The organism is Ruegeria sp. ANG-R (genome assembly GCF_000813985.1).
Classification (GTDB): Bacteria; Pseudomonadota; Alphaproteobacteria; order Rhodobacterales; family Rhodobacteraceae; genus Ruegeria.
On the sequence record NZ_JWLJ01000009.1, the window covers coordinates 1 to 14817 of the forward strand.

Genomic DNA, 14817 nt, shown 5'->3' on the forward strand with positions numbered 1-14817 from the left:
AAGCTGCGCAAGACGTTTGATTTGCAGCTGAATACCGAAGGTGTCTACGGTTATAAATGCACGCCACATTACCAAAAGGGCATGGTAGGTCTTATTGTTGTGGGCAACCCTTCGGGGAATCTGACACAAGCAATGTCCGTAAAGACACCAGCTGGTGCCCAAATGGTTTTTGATAGTTTGTTCATGCAGGCAAAGGCTATTTCTCTGGCGTATTAGGGCTCTTTAAGTCCCTGATTGCAGGCCTTGAAAACCAACCACCCTGTGTGTCAAGCGCGGGGTGGTGTTGTGCATCACTGCAATCAATCGGGCCACCAGATGCAGAGTGATGGTTCTGTTGCAAAGTTTTGACCATTGACGGTCATGGATGTAGCGAGCGAATAACTCGCTCCAATTTATGGTCGAAAGCTGGTTCATGATCTCTTTCAAAGGCGCACAATATCCAAAGGACGTCATTCTGTTTGCGGTCTTTTTCTATGTTCGGTGTGGCGTTTCATATCGTGATCTGGAAGAAATCATGCATGAGCGAGGCGTTGGGGTGGACCACACTACGCTGAACCGCTGCGTGTCACGGTATGCAGGCGCAATCGCTGAAGCAGCGCGTCACCGTAAGGGTCCGAGCGACCGCTCTTGGAAAATGGATGAAACGTACATCAAAGTGAAAGGCACGTGGGTCTATCTCTATCGCTCTGTCGATAAACACGGCACAACCTTGGATTTAATGCTGTCCGAGCGGCGCAGCCGCTACAAAGTTCTTTGCTCGGATGCTTGAGGTCAACGGCTTACCGCGAAAGATCGTTATCGACAGAAGCGGGGCGAACACAGCTGGCATCAAGGCGATCAACAAAATGCTCAGAGGCTTTGGTTGCCCCGTCCCGATAGAGATGGTCAGGCAGAAATATCTGAACAACATCGTAGAACAGGACCATCGTTTCATCAAAAGACGAACACGCCCGATGCTCGGCTTCAAGTCCTTTGCATCTGCATCCGCGACTCTTACAGGAATCGAAGTGTCGCACATGATCCGTAAAGGTCAGTTCACGCCTGGAATCTGTCCGCTCCGTCAATTTTCGGAATTGGCTGCTTAACCCGCAGGAGCAGCGCGGTACCTGCACTCAGCAAGAAACTTTGCAGCAGAACCACCCGAAGCTCCGAGGTGTCGATCATGGAGCATGTCTCTTCTGCCGCCGAAAATCTTTCTGCATAATGGGGTGGCGAGGTACCAGCTCAAGTTACAAACGCTTGGAAAGGTGCTTTTTCTTCCTGAGAAAGGAAGCAAAGCGGTATCACCTGGCGAATGTTGAGCCACTCAAAACGCAACGACTGTGGTAGCGATTTGGCGTAATATATCGGATTGTTGTCAGATATTACAATGTAATTTTCCGTCATCAAGCGCATTAAAGGCGTGCAATCAGTTTGACCGAATGCTGGCAAACCAACTTACTAGCTATGAGAAAATGAGACCATGACCGAGCTGCCAAAGATCGACTTTCTCTACCTCAACGAAGAAGACATGATTAAGGCGGGCGTTACCGACATGGCCGGCTGTGTCGACACCCTTGAGGACATGTTTGTGCTGCTGCACAAGGGCGACTATCGCATGGCCGGGGCCAACAACGACTCGCATGGTGCGATGGTTGTCTTCCCCGAAGAACCCGAATTCCCCGGCATGCCGCGCCACACGGCAGACCGCCGATTTATGGCGATGCCCGCTTACCTGGGCGGCCAGTACCGCACCACAGGCGTGAAATGGTACGGCTCGAACATTGAAAATCGTGAAAAGGGTCTGCCCCGTTCGGTTCTGATGTTCATTCTTAACGACACAGATACCGGCGCGCCGTTGGCCTTTATGTCGGCGAACCTGTTGTCGGCCTATCGCACCGGTGCTGTGCCTGGCGTTGGCGCGCGTCATCTGGCGCGCAAGGATTCGAAAGTTGTGTCGATCTACGGCCCCGGCGTGATGGGCCGCACCTCGCTGGCTGCGTTCATGGCCGCATGCACCGAAATCGACACGTTGAAAATTCAGGGCCGCAGTCAGGGCACCATCGACCGCTTTATCGAGTGGTCCCGCGAAACCTATCCCCAGATCAAGAACATCGAGGTCTGCACAGACATCGAAACGTTGGTGCGCGATTCCGACATCGTGACTTACTGTGCTTCGTGCGAGACCGGCGACGTTTCGAAATACCCTTTGGTCAAGCGTGAATGGTTGAAGCCCGGCACCTATCTGTCGATGCCCGCCGCCGTCGAAATCGACGAAGGGATGGAGCAGAAAGACGTCCGCAAGGTCATGGACCGGATCGGCCTTTACGAGGCATGGTTTGAAGAACTGCCGAAACCCGCGCACCAGCACGTGCCCGTCGTCGGCGTGCGGTTCATGGACATGATCCATGAGGACAAAATGTCGCGTGATGAGCTGGAAGACCTGGGCGCGATCTGTGCCGGTGAAACCCCTGGCCGCCAGAATAATGACGAGATCATTATCCTGTCGGTGGGTGGTATGCCGATCGAAGATGTGGCCTGGGGTACCGTTGTCTATCGCAACGCGGTTGAAAAGGGCATCGGCACCAAGCTGAACCTGTGGGACACCCCCGCCCTGCGCTAAGGCGGGCGATCACTCAAGGGATTGGAAACATGACAAAAATCACCAAAGTTAAAACCGGCGGCAAGCTGGAAGAGCTTAGCAGTTATTCGCGTATCGTGATGGTCGACAACTGGATTTACGTGTCCAACACTGCGGGCCGTAACCCTGAGACACAGGAAATCCCCGAAGAGCTGGAAGCTCAGACGCATCAGGTGTTCGACAATATCGAAAAGGCCCTGTCGGCGGTTGGCGCCAGCTTGCAGGATGTTGTCGCCACGCGCGTGTTCATCCAGACGCCGTCGGACACGCCCAAAGTGATGGGTATCTTTGGCGAAAAGTTCCGTGGTGTTGATCCGACCACGACCGTGACTTGCCCTCCGCTGGGCTCGGGCGTCTATAAGGTCGAGATCGAGGTGACAGCCTATCGCGGCGCAAGTCAGGCTGACATCACCTATATCGACACCTCCAAGTGATCAAATCCAGCGCGGGAAGCGGCAAGATGGCTCCGAAAATTGACACCGTTGAAACAGCTACAGACATTCCGTCTCAGGCTTCTGTTGTTGTTGTTGGCGGTGGCATTGTCGGGCTGACCACGGCCCTGAACCTTGCCGAGAAGGGCGTGTCGGTGACCGTGCTGGAAAAGGGCCGTCTGGCGGGTGAACAGTCCTCGCGCAATCTAGGCTGGATTCGCAAAACCTCGCGCGCGCGGCGAGATGTTCCGATGTCTTTGTTGTCGGACAAGCTGTGGGCTGAGATGCAGCAGAGGACCGGCGTGGATGTCGGATACCGGCAGAATGGCATTCTGTTCGTCGCCAAATCCGAGGCCGAGATGGCGGCTCATGAAAAATGGCTGGCCTCGGTTCAAGGCCTTGATTTGGATTCACGTCTGGTGTCCGGCCAGCAAATCGCCGAGATGGTACCCGGCGGTACCGAAAGCTGGGTCGGGGGCATCTATACGCCTTCGGATGGCTATGCCGAGCCCATGATCACCTCAAGCGCCATCGCAAATGCCGCGATCCGGCGGGGTGTCACCATTGTCGAGCGCTGTGCCGTGCGGACTCTGGAACGCTCGGGTGACAAGGTGACGGGTGTTCAGACCGAAAAAGGCCTGATCACTTGCGACCATGTAGTACTGGCCACGGGTCTGTGGTCGCGCAAGTTTCTGGCCAATATGGGCGTTTCGTTCCCGACGCTACCGCTGGTCTGCTACGCGATCCGCTCATCCGAAATGGATGGGCCGACGGATATCGCTGTGGGTGCACCGAACTTCTCGTTCCGCAAACGTCTGGATGGGGGCTATACCATCTGTCAGCGCGGCGCTGTTGGCTCGCCCCTGCTGCTGGATCACGCGCTGTTGGGCATGAAATATCTGCCGATGTTTAAGGATGGCCGTTCGATGCTGCGCATCAGTCTGGGCCGTGAATTCGTCGAAGACCTGCGGCTGAAACGCCGGTGGTCGCCCGACGATGTCTCTCCTTTCGAGAAGGTACGAACCATGGACCCGCGCGTGCGCGAGGATATCAATGTCGAAGCGATGGAGAACATCCAGGCCGCGTGGCCGACATTCGCAAGCGCTACTGTGGAAGAGACATGGGGCGGCACTATGGACATCACCCCTGATAGCCTGCCAGTCATTGGCGGGATAGACGGGATTGAGGGGCTGACCCTTTCCACCGGTTATTCCGGCCACGGCTTTGGCACCTCGCCTGCTGCGGGCCAGTTGACCGCAGAACTGGTTCTGGAGGATACGCCGTCGATTGACCCAAGCCCCTATCGGTTTGACCGCTTCTAGAAACGATTTTTCCTGATCCTCCGATCTATACCGGGACCCAGCCATGTTGCCGGGGCCGGTTCTGTTTTGATAAGCCGAGATGCAGAACAAGGATTTTGCAGACCATGCTGCCGCACGATGCCTCTGCCAGAGGAAAGATTTCGTTTGTCCGCGCCTCGCTGATGTCGGCGGTTGCGCGTGAACTGGGTAGAACCGGCACGCGGCCCGAACCGCTGTTGGCGCAAGCTGGGATCAACTCCGGGCAACTCTCGGACCCTTATGGGGAAATCCCGCTGTTGCAATTCGTGAGGTTTCTGGAAACCAGCGCGCATCTGACCTCGGACCCCCATATCGGTGCCGGGATCGGAACGCGGCTTTCGGTGGGCGATCTGGGGCCGGTTGGCATTGCACTGTCACTTTCGCAGAGCATTGATGTCGGGATTTCGCGATTTTCCCGGTTTTCCAATGCCTTGCAGGGCGGAACCGAATCGCAATGGGTCGAAGACGGAGGGATGTGCGTTTTTACCTATCGGGTTTCTGACCCCAAAATTTGGCCGCGGAAACAGGACTCCGAGTTTTCGCTGGCATCACTTGTTCACATCGTCCGGTCGAGTTTCTGGTCGCGCTGGTCTCCGGATGAAGTCCACTTTGAGCATGAGGCACCCCATGATGTGCGCCCACTTCAGGCGCTGTTTGGGTGCAAAATACGATTTGCTCAACCCATTAACCGGTTTCTGGTAGAGAAAGAGCGCTGTCTGGCAACTGCCAGAACCGAAGATCCAGCGCATTTGATGGCATTGGAACGGCATATCACTGAAATCATGGGGTCGACTCTACACTGCTCTACACTGAGCGCCTCTGTTTCTGCACTGATCGACGCAAGTCTTGGTCTTTCGCCGGTCACTTTGGCACGTGTAGCGCGGGTCCTGAAACTCACACCCCGTTCATTGCAGCGCAAATTATCACTTGAGGGCACGAGCTTTCGAGAGGTTTTGGAAAGGCAACGCAAGGACAAAGCCAAAGTGCTGTTGTCCAACCCCAACATAAAGGTTTCCGATGTTTCAGAAAGACTTGGCTATTCGGATCCCACCGCGTTCTGGCGCGCCTGGAAGAGTTGGACCGGCGAGTCACCGACCTTTATGAAAAAAACTTCCGGCCATGAAGTCGTTCAACGAACCGAAGCTTCATGATTTTGGTCAAAGCCATACTTCTCAAGTTAAATTTGGTTGTTTTTCACATTTTGCAGCAAAGTGCCGAGAACACGTACGCATGTATCCAAATCATCGCGGCTGACGCCCTTCACCATGTTCAGATAAAGCTCATTTACTTTTGGAGATAATTCCTTCAGTGCAGCTTTTCCCGTTGGTGTCAGATTAACAGTTCGAATTCGTTGGTCAGTCGAAAGTATATTGCGTTCGACCAAGCCCGCAACAACCAGCTGTTCTACGGTTCGGCTTGTGGTCGATTGCTCGGTAACGGACAGAATTGACAGTTGGTTGATGGTCAGCTCACCAAAAGCTGAAAGCGACGAAAGTACTCTGAGCTTGGCCCCGTGCAATCCGTTTTCAGCAAGGGCTGTGTTCTGATCTGCACTCCAACGGTTAGAGAGTCGGGTGAAAAGGTACGGAAGGTACTGACCTAATTCATCAGGTGACGTGAATGGGAACTCAATTTGGCCCACTGACTTCGATCGGGTCATGTCATCGCCTCGCGCCCAATTTAACCAACAGATCGCGGATTGTGGCTGCGATTTTCGTCATTTCCTCAGGGTGGAGATCAGCAAACATGTCTGCCAGAACTTCTTGGTGCACACGCAGCGCGTCTTCGAACTTGTCCTTGCCTTCATTGGTCAGTCGTGCCCGAAACGAGCGTCTGTCTTCCAAAGACATTTCCTTCTGTACCAGACCTTCCTTGATCAGGCGATTGACCAGCCCTGATACATTTCCGTTGCTAACCCGTAGCGCATTGGACAGGTTGCTCATGCTCATGCCATCGGGAAACCGGTAGAGATGCGCCATAGTATCAAACTTAGGAAGGCTTATGCCGCATTGATCTGACAATGCGCGGTTCAACTCTGAAAAAACCACGCTATGAAGGCTCATGATATTGAGCCAGGTTCGAGTATGTTCTTTGCGAAGGTCTTCGTCCTGGTAAAGTATGCCGCTCTCCAATGTATTGCTTGCGGGTTATGTACCGGCCTTGTATTTTTTCATCGCCTCCCGAATGTCATCAGGCATTTCGGTCGGGCGATGCTTTTCCAGACAAGTTATTACAGTTGTAAAATATCCTCGCAAGGCTTCGTTGTCACCTTTCATCGCGTGCAGGCACAGCTGATAGGATTTCCCGCCAATTTTCGAGATGGTCACAAATATCTCAACCTCATCACCCATCATGCAGGGGGTGAAGAAGGTGGCCGATGCGTTGACATAGCCCAAACCGATGCGGCGCGCGCCCAGAACATCGTAATAGTTGATGCCCAGATGGTTGCAGAACCAGTCCTCGACCGCGTGATTGAAGACGTTAAAGAATTCAGGCGTATAGACGATGCCCGCCGGGTCGCATTGACCGTGGCGGAACGTGTGTTTGTACGACCACATGCCCGGGGTGATATCATCACGGGTGATCGGTACGGGGCGGCCAATAGGGGCGGGTTGTTCTTGTTTTGTCATGAGAAGGACTCGATTGTTTTGATTGTACCGTCCAGTTCATCGCCGGCGGCATCTTTTATGGCTGAGGTCAGCAGACGGCGGCCCCAATCGGCGGCGTCTTCCCTTGCTGCGATGGATTTTGTTGTGCTCAGTACTTTGTCGAATTTCGACAGGCCGCGCACATGGGTGTCGGAATACCCCTTGATCAGACGGCGGAAGGACAGGATCACAACACCCAGATCATAGTTCTGTTTCAGCGCATCTGTGGCATCTGTCAGCCATGCATCGCGGTGGGTGACTTCGGTCTGGTGCCGCAACGATTTGCGCCGGCTTCCCTTCATGGCCCCAACGAAATGCAAGGGCAGGAACCAGCGCAGTGAATAGGTGCGCACTCGGCGGCCCTTGTTGATGCGGCGGTCCAGCCAGTCATAGAGCCCCTTGCGCCCGATCAGCCAGTTGGCCAGCCCCACCGGCAGGGTCGAGGTGATCTCTTCCATGCGCGGGTGCATGAATTCTGTGGTGTTGAGGATCTGACCGTCTTTCAGGCCAACCTCAACCGCGACACGGTCGCGCCGTGTACTGCGGGTCTTTAGACGCGCCACGCGGATCACATCGTCATAGGCCATGGCGTTGGCCAGATATTTCGCTGCGGTCGCAGTGAACTCGAACCCGTTTTCCGCGCCACCAGCTGCGGCGTCTTTCGCCGTCAGGTCACGCAGCAGGTCGAGATATTCGCTGCCATAATCGGCGTCTTGAAAATCGACCACTTTCTGAACGCCCAGAAATGCCGTCTGATGCGCCTGTTCAGGCAGTTCCGCACGGATACGCGACAGCAGAGCATCGGCGCGCTTGTCGCTCAGACGCTCGGGCAGCGGGGCAGGCGCGTCGGGCTGATCGACGGCTTCGGCCTCAACACTCTCTTCGCCCTGTTCGGTGCGGGTAAAGGCCGCGTCGAAGGTGCGGATGCTGGCATCCACGCCCTTGCCGCTCCTGCGGATCACCTCGTAATAGGCTTCTCGGTCAAAGGGCAGGGTGCCCGAAGCGGCAAGACTGCCGAACATTGCCGACGAAATGACCGAGCCATTGCGGACTGCCATGTCGTTCATGTCGAACACGATTTCCTGCTGGGCGACCACGCCGATGGCCTCGTCCACGGCACCGCTGTCGGCGATCCCTTCGCCGGGGGCCATCTTTTCGATGGTCGACAGCGCGCGGTGGCTGGACGCGATCAGGGTGGTACGGTCCGGCGTCACAATCCCGCGCAGGATCGAACGGCCCGCTTCCATATATTCGGATGCGATGACCACATCCACGTCACCGGGTGTCGGCATCTGCGCCAGAATGGGTTTTTCCCCGCTGTCGCTGGAGCGCATCATCTCAACATAATAGATGGTCGCCCCTGTCCGCTGGGCAACGCCCGGAACCGAGGTGGATTGAGCGACCCAGCCCTGACTTTCTGCAAGGCTAACGATCCAGCCGGTCAACACGCCGCCTCCCTGACCGCCCATTGCCACGATGGCGATGGAGATCGGGCGCTCGGTCGCTGGTCCAGCTGCCTTGAGGCCGAGATTGACTGTATCGTCTTTCATAATGTCTTACCCTTCGAAGCTGACCGCACGTTTTTCGCGGCGGTTTTGCAGGTAATTGATTACCGAACCGGACATCCGGTTGCGGAACTTGTCCCATCCGGTCGGATTGTGCGTGACTTCGGCCCGGAAGAACGAGGGGCACAGGACGGCTGCGTCAGCGACTTCGCCACAGTTGCCGCAGGCGACACAGGTGCTGTCGATCGAGGCGACGGGATCGTCGCGCAGCGGATCGTCCAGTTCCTTCACCGACAGGGACGGGCAGCCCGACAGGCGGATACAGGCGTGATCCCCAGTGCAGACATCTTCATCCACGCCAAATTTTTCCTTGATCGTGCGCTCACCGCTTTTGATCGCCTTGGCGACCTGAGGTTTCACGCGGCGTTGTTTGTTCAGCATACATTCGGACGATGCGATGATGATCTTGGGGCCTTCTGCGTCGGTGGTCAGCGCCTCGGTCAGCACGTCACGCATCTGGTTGACATCATAGGTGTGGTCTATCTGACGGACCCATTTGGCGCCCACACCGCGCACGGCATCGGTGATCGGGTTGTTGGTCTGGCGGCGCTTGTTGAAGGCGCGCGATGACAGGATATCCTGTCCACCTGTGGCCGAGGAATAGTAGTTTTCGACAATCACAAATACGCCGTCATGCTTGTTGAACACTGCGTTGCCGATGCCGCTGGTCAGGCCGTTATGCCAGAACCCGCCATCCCCCATGATCGAGATCGAGCGCTTGGCCCCCGGCACGTTGAACGCCGCCGCCGAGGCTGGACCAAGGCCGTAACCCATTGTTGTCGCACCGATATTAAACGGCGGCAGGATAGAAAACAGATGACAGCCGATATCGGCCGAGACGTGATGCTCACCATGTTCTTCGAAGACCAGCTTCATCGCGGCAAAGATCGGACGCTCCGGGCAGCCGGTGCACAGCCCTGGCGGACGCGGCGGCACGACGTCTTTCAGCCGTTCAACAACCGGGTTTGTCAGGATTGGCACTGGGTCCGGCACAGGGGCGCGGTTGCCAAGTTGCTGCGGTTCGTGATCTTCAAGGAACCGTGTCAGGCCTTCGGTCAGCACGGCGGCGGTGTAGTCGCCGCCCATAGGCAGGTAATCCTTGCCGTGGACTGTGACGGGGCGCTTTTTGCGGGCCACCAGCGTGTTGATCGACTGTTCGATATATTCCGGCTGACCCTCTTCCACGACCAAAACAGATTCGAGCCCTTCGCAGAATTCTTCGACCTCGCTGGGGATCGTGGGATAAGCCACGTTCATCACATAGATCGGCAGTTGCGAGTTGCCGTAGGCGTCGCACAGGCCAAGGAACTGAAGTGCGCGGATGGTACTGTTGTACATGCCTCCCACGACGATCAGGCCGGTTTTGCCTTTCTTGTCCTCGCCGGTGGGGCCAAAGAACTCGTTCAGCTTGTTGTCGCGGATGAAATCAACACCGGCGGGCCAGCGCTTTTCGATCTTCTCGACCTCGTGCTCATAAGCGGCGGGCGGCAGAACGATTCGGTCCAGATCACGCTTGGGCGCGTTCATCGCGTCGCGCAGGGTGAATTCGGGGCGCTTGTTGTCCTTGCAGACAAACTCGCCCGTCATATGGCATGATCGTACGCGCACCTGCAGCATGACCGGCGTGTTCGACGCCTCTGACAGCTCAAAGCCTTTTTCGATCAGATTGACCAAACAGGCCTGATCGGGGCGCGGGTCTAGTAGCCACATTTGTGATTTCATTGCAAAGGCATGGGTCCGTTCCTGCATGATCGAGGACCCTTCGCCGTAATCCTCGCCCACGATGACCATGGCGCCGCCTGTCACACCGCCCGAAGACAGGTTCGACAGCGCGTCCGAGGCCACGTTGGTGCCGACGGTGGATTTCCACGCCACAGCCCCGCGCACCGGATACATGACCGAGGCCGACAACATCGCACCCGCGGTCGCCTCGCTGGCTGAGCTTTGGAAGATCACATCCAGATCGTCGAGGATATCGTTGGCATCCGCCAGAACGTCCATCAGATGCGAGATCGGAGAGCCCTGATACCCACCGACATAGCCGACGCCTGATTGTAGCAAGGCCTTGGTAATGGCCAGAATTCCTTCCCCGCGGAACAGGTCGCCTTCACCCAGTTTCAGGTCTTCGACTTCTCTTGCGAAAGATCGTTCAGCCATGCGCGCCTCCAAAAATGTATGGTCATGAATAGATTTATATGTAAAATAAGTCAACGATAAGGTTTCACGTCATCTAAAATAGTTCACGCGAACAGGGAAAAAAGGGAAATAAATCATGCAGATAGCAAGACCAGACAGCGCAGTAGAAAAGATTCTTCCTGGCGTTGCGGACTTTCTTGATTCGCAGCTGACCATGGTAATCGGCGATCAGAAGGTCGCAGGTGAATCCGGGCAGACCTTTCCTGTTTTCAACCCGGCGACCGGTCAGAAACTGGCAGATGTTCCCTCGGGAACGGCGCAGGATGTCGACAAGGCTGTGACAGCCGCACAGGCTGCGCTGAACGGCGAATGGTCGAACATGCTGCCTGCGGATCGTCAGCGCATGATGCTGAAGCTGGCCGATCTGATCGAAGCCAATGGCGAAGAGCTGGCGCAGCTGGAAACGCTGAACAACGGCAAGTCGGTGATGATGTCGCGCCTGATCGAAGTTGGCGCATCCGCTGACTACATCCGTTATATGGCGGGCTGGGCGACCAAGATCGAGGGTTCGACCATCGACGTGTCGATCCCTGTGCCTCCGGGTGCCAAATATCAGGCCTATACCCGGAAAGAGCCGGTGGGTGTTGTCGGCGCGATCACGCCCTGGAACTTCCCGCTGAACATGGCGGTGTGGAAAATCGCCCCGGCGTTGGCGTGCGGCTGTACCGTTGTGATCAAGCCTGCGGAAGAAACCCCGCTGACCACCATTCGCTTTGTCGAGCTGTGTCTTGAGGCCGGTCTGCCTGCGGGTGTGGTCAATGTCATTACCGGTTCGGGCGCCGAGGCGGGTGCCGCGCTAACCGCGCATCCGGGCGTCAACAAACTGACCTTCACCGGCTCGACCGAAACCGGCAAGATTATCGGTGTTCAGGCGATGCAGGACATGAAGCGCGTGACGCTGGAACTGGGCGGTAAGGCCCCCATGGTCATGTTCGACGATATGGACATGGATCAGCTGGGCATTGCAGCCGGAATCGGTGCGCTGTTCAACACCGGCCAGACCTGCTGTGCCGGGACGCGTATCTATGCGCAAAAGGGCATCTATGACAAAGTCTGCGATTTCCTGGGTGGCATGGTCGGGTCGCTGCCGATGGGATCGGGCCTGGACCCGGTCAACCAGATCAACCCGATGGTCTCCGCCAAGCACCAGAACCACGTGAAATCCTGCATCGCACGCGGGGTCGAGCAGGGCGCGAAACCGATGCTGAACGCGGGCGACTATGACGGCGAAGGTTTCTTTGTGAAGCCCGAGATCTTCACTGACGTGGATCAGAAAATGTCGATCATGCAGGATGAGGTTTTTGGCCCCGTTCTGACCATCACCCCGTTCGAGGACCCCGATGATGCCATCGCGATGGCCAATGACACCCGCTACGGTCTGGGCGCGTCGATCTGGACGACGAACCTGAACACGATGCACCGCTATGTGCCGCAGATCGAGGCCGGAACCGTCTGGGTCAACGCCCACAACCTACCGGATCAGAACATGCCGTTCGGTGGCTACAAGCAATCCGGCGTCGGTCGCGAACACGGCCGCGCGGCGCTGGACAATTACCTGGAAACCAAATCCGTCTGTATCGCCTTGGGTTGAGTGTAGGAGTAAGAAACATGGTCACGAAAGACGGCAATTTCCTGCGCGAAAACAATGCGCGTCATCAGCTGCACCCGATGATCCATCCGTTGATCTCGGAAGAAAACCCGCCCCAAATCATTGTTAAGGGCGACGGCTATAACGTCACCGATATCGACGGCAACACATTCGTCGACGGGATCGGCGGCTTGTGGAACGTCAATGTTGGTCACAACCGCGCCGAGGTGAAGGCCGCGATTGCCGCGCAGATGGATGAGATCGCCTATTACTCAAGCTTCGCGGGCACCACGACCGCTCCGTCGATTGAGCTGTCGGCCAAAATCATCGAGATGTCAGCCGAGGAGAATATGGCCAAAGTGCTGTTTTCGGCCAATGGCTCGGACGCGGTGGAAACGGCGCTGAAACTGTCCCGCCAGTACTGGAAACTGGAAGGACAGCCGGAACGCACCGGGTTCATCTCGCTGAAGCAGGGCTATCACGGCATCCAATTTGGCGGCACCTCGGTGAACGGTTCGACCTATTACCGGAACGTCTATGGCCCGCTGCTGCCGGGTTGCTATCAAGTGGACAGCCCCTGGTCCTACCGCAATCCATATTCCGAGGACCCCCAGGAATTGTCGGACGCGATCATCACCCAGATCGAACGGGTGATCCAGCACAACGGTGCCAATACCATCTCGGCTTTCATCGCCGAGCCAGTACAGGGCGCGGGCGGCGTAATCGTGCCCCCGGCACAGTTCTGGCCTGCTCTGCGCAAGCTTTTGGACAAATATGATATCCTGCTGATCTCGGACGAAGTTGTGACCGGTTTCGGCCGCTCGGGTTCCATGTTCGGAGCGCGCGGCTGGGGTGTGAAACCTGATATAATGTGCCTCGCCAAGGGGATCACCGCAGGCTACATCCCGCTGGGCGCAACCGTACTGAACGAACGCGTCATGAGCGCATGGACCAAGGGCGTCGATCCCAACGGCTTCATCTTCCACGGCTATACGGCAACCGGCCACGCTCTGGGCTGTGCTGCGGCCAACGCCACGCTGAAAATCGTCGAGGATGAGGACCTGCCCGCAAATGCCAAGGCGATGGGTGATCGTCTGCTCAAAGGCCTGCAGGACATCCCCAACTGGTCGTCGCTGGCCGGTGAGGTGCGCGGTAAAGGTCTGATGGTCGGCATCGACATGGTGGCCGACAAGAAAACCCGCGAACCGATTGATCCTGGCAAGGGACAAGGCGAGATGACAGCTGGGTTTGCTCGTGAAGAAGGTGTGATCGTGCGCCCGGCCGGGTCCAACATCATCATCTCTCCACCGCTGACGATTGATGCCGAGGGTGTCGATAAGATTGTCGATGGTCTGAACAAGGCCTTCCGCAAATATGAAGAGGTGAAATAGCCATGCTACCCGTCAAAAATTTTCCCAAGTTCACGGCGGCTGCGGTTCAGGTGAGCCCGGCGTTTCTGGATGCGGACAAGACCGCTGAAAAGGCCGCAAGTCTGATCGGCGAGGCGTCGGGGAACGGGGCGCGATTGGTTGTGTTCCCCGAGGTGTTCATCCCGGCCTATCCCTATTGGAACTGGATCACCGATCCGGTGACGGGCAGCGCGTGGTTTGACAAGCTGGTACGTGCGTCGGTCTTCGCCGATGGCCCCGAGATCGGGAAAGTCCGTGCCGCCGCCAAGGCCAATGGCTGTTATGTGGTCATCGGCATCAATGAACGCAGCCCGGTCAGCCTGGGCGCACTTTACAACACGCTGCTGTTCATCGGCCCGGATGGCGAAGTCTTTGGCAAGCACCGCAAGCTGGTGCCGACCTGGGCCGAGAAACTGACCTGGACGGGCGGCGACGGATCGAGCCTGCGGGTCTATGACACCGAGATCGGCCCGCTGGGCGGTCTGGCCTGTGGGGAAAACACCAACACGCTGGCGCGGTTTTCCCTGCTGGCGCAGGGCGAACTGGTGCACACGGCCAGCTATATCGGCCTGCCGGTGGCGCCGCCTGATTACGACATGGCCGAGGCGATCAAGCTGCGCGGCATGTCGCACAGTTTTGAGGGCAAAGTGTTCACCATCATCTCGACCTCGACCGTGTCGGACGAGATCATTGCTGCGATGGAAGAGATCCGCCCCGATGCCCGCGCCCTGCTGGAGCGCGAGTCGGGTGCCTATTCCGGCATCATCGGCCCGGACGGGCGCGAGGTTGTGCCGGGTCTGATCGATGACGAGGGCATTGTGTATGGCGAGGTCGATCTGGGCCGCTGCATCCAGCCCAAACAGATGCATGACATCACCGGGCACTACAACCGGTTCGATGTCTTCAATTTACAGGTGAACCAGCAAGCGCAGGCGCCGGTCTCTCTGACCGGTCAACCCCCTTTGCCAGCAACAGAACGCGAACAGGAAGAGGGCGCAACGTCCGACATCCAATAACTAA

Annotated in this window: 13 protein-coding genes and 1 pseudogene; 9 read left to right on the forward strand and 5 right to left on the reverse strand. The window is 56.9% G+C overall.

Annotated elements, in window-relative coordinates; genetic code table 11:
* The 6 genes and pseudogenes from RA27_RS17500 to RA27_RS17525 all read left to right on the forward strand — a co-directional run.
* Window positions 1-216 (forward strand): plastocyanin/azurin family copper-binding protein (locus tag RA27_RS17500; RefSeq protein WP_039542085.1); only part of this gene is annotated, 216 nt, incomplete at its 5' end.
* 196 nt (window positions 217-412) lie between these two features.
* Window positions 413-1085 (forward strand): annotated as a pseudogene (locus RA27_RS17505) (IS6 family transposase).
* A gap of 377 nt (window positions 1086-1462) precedes the next feature.
* A complete protein-coding gene (locus RA27_RS17510) occupies window positions 1463-2602 on the forward strand; it encodes a tyramine oxidase subunit B (protein ID WP_039542086.1) in 1140 nt (379 codons plus the stop codon).
* 29 nt (window positions 2603-2631) lie between these two features.
* Entirely contained in the window at window positions 2632-3054 is a 423-nt protein-coding gene (locus RA27_RS17515; protein ID WP_039542089.1) for a Rid family hydrolase, read from the forward strand.
* Window positions 3055-3080: 26 nt separating this feature from the next.
* Window positions 3081-4373 carry an FAD-binding oxidoreductase gene (locus RA27_RS17520; protein WP_039542351.1) on the forward strand — a complete coding sequence of 431 codons (1293 nt, stop codon included), beginning with the start codon at window positions 3081-3083 and terminating at the stop codon, window positions 4371-4373.
* Between the two features lie 161 nt (window positions 4374-4534).
* The gene (locus RA27_RS17525; RefSeq protein WP_241484105.1) at window positions 4535-5542 is read left to right on the forward strand and encodes an AraC family transcriptional regulator; all 1008 of its coding nucleotides are present in this window, start codon (window positions 4535-4537) and stop codon (window positions 5540-5542) included.
* Window positions 5543-5568: 26 nt separating this feature from the next.
* On the opposite strand, the gene RA27_RS17530 is transcribed toward RA27_RS17525, so the two are convergent.
* From RA27_RS17530 to RA27_RS17550, 5 genes are read right to left on the reverse strand one after another with little or no spacing between them, the layout of a single operon-like run.
* Window positions 5569-6051 carry a MarR family winged helix-turn-helix transcriptional regulator gene (locus RA27_RS17530; RefSeq protein ID WP_082025175.1) on the reverse strand — a complete coding sequence of 161 codons (483 nt, stop codon included), beginning with the start codon at window positions 6049-6051 and terminating at the stop codon, window positions 5569-5571.
* A 1-nt stretch (window position 6052) separates the two neighbouring features.
* Window positions 6053-6523: a MarR family transcriptional regulator gene (locus RA27_RS17535; protein WP_241484099.1), complete on the reverse strand. Its 471-nt coding sequence runs from the start codon at window positions 6521-6523 to the stop codon at window positions 6053-6055.
* Between the two features lie 15 nt (window positions 6524-6538).
* Entirely contained in the window at window positions 6539-7021 is a 483-nt protein-coding gene (locus RA27_RS17540; protein WP_052265352.1) for a thioesterase family protein, read from the reverse strand.
* Window positions 7018-8589, reverse strand: coding sequence for an indolepyruvate oxidoreductase subunit beta family protein (locus RA27_RS17545; protein WP_039542092.1), 1572 nt, complete (start codon window positions 8587-8589; stop codon window positions 7018-7020). The genes RA27_RS17540 and RA27_RS17545 overlap by 4 nt, the downstream gene beginning before the upstream one ends.
* A 6-nt stretch (window positions 8590-8595) precedes the next feature.
* Window positions 8596-10761, reverse strand: coding sequence for an indolepyruvate ferredoxin oxidoreductase subunit alpha (locus tag RA27_RS17550; protein WP_039542095.1), 2166 nt, complete (start codon window positions 10759-10761; stop codon window positions 8596-8598).
* Between the two features lie 115 nt (window positions 10762-10876).
* Here RA27_RS17550 and RA27_RS17555 point away from each other — a divergent pair, with 115 nt between their 5' ends.
* The 3 genes from RA27_RS17555 to RA27_RS17565 are packed head-to-tail and all read left to right on the forward strand — an operon-like array spanning window position 10877 to window position 14813.
* The gene (locus RA27_RS17555) at window positions 10877-12391 is read left to right on the forward strand and encodes an aldehyde dehydrogenase family protein (RefSeq protein ID WP_052265353.1); all 1515 of its coding nucleotides are present in this window, start codon (window positions 10877-10879) and stop codon (window positions 12389-12391) included.
* Window positions 12392-12408: 17 nt separating this feature from the next.
* Window positions 12409-13779, forward strand: coding sequence for an aminotransferase class III-fold pyridoxal phosphate-dependent enzyme (locus tag RA27_RS17560; RefSeq protein ID WP_052265354.1), 1371 nt, complete (start codon window positions 12409-12411; stop codon window positions 13777-13779).
* Between the two features lie 2 nt (window positions 13780-13781).
* Window positions 13782-14813, forward strand: a complete 1032-nt coding sequence (locus RA27_RS17565) for a carbon-nitrogen hydrolase family protein (protein WP_039542097.1) — start codon at window positions 13782-13784, stop codon at window positions 14811-14813.
* Window positions 14814-14817 lie beyond the last annotated feature (4 nt).